Origin of the sequence: Methylobacterium nigriterrae (genome assembly GCF_037106235.1) — a bacterium.
GTDB lineage: Bacteria > Pseudomonadota > Alphaproteobacteria > Rhizobiales > Beijerinckiaceae > Methylobacterium > Methylobacterium nigriterrae.
The window spans coordinates 1-260 of the sequence record NZ_JBAWTG010000986.1 but is presented as its reverse complement, the minus strand read 5'-3'; the positions used below and the strand labels follow the sequence as shown (position 1 = coordinate 260).

Here is a 260-nt window from a genome sequence, read left to right as displayed (position 1 = left end):
GCGTGATCGCTTCACCATGCGCCTGGAGCGCGATGGCGCGGGCAAGACCGAGGTCTACATCAGCCATCAGCACATGGAAGAGACGCCCACGACCGATGGTACGGCATTCAAATGGGTGTTCGGCAAAGAAGACCCGGGCCTGAACGCGGCCATGATCGCGCGCCTGATGGTCTATCTGGGCGAGGACCAGCAAAGGGCGGCGCAGCAGGTCAGTCAGGCAACCAAGGATACCGGGCCCGCGGCGACTGCCAATATCGCCC

Annotated in this window: 1 protein-coding gene; it reads left to right on the top strand. The window is 63.5% G+C overall.

Annotated features, from left to right (window positions below; translation table 11 throughout):
* Window positions 1-16 precede the first annotated feature (16 nt).
* A partial coding sequence (locus WDW90_RS39965; RefSeq protein WP_336493100.1) for a hypothetical protein occupies window positions 17-260 on the top strand: 244 nt, incomplete at its 3' end.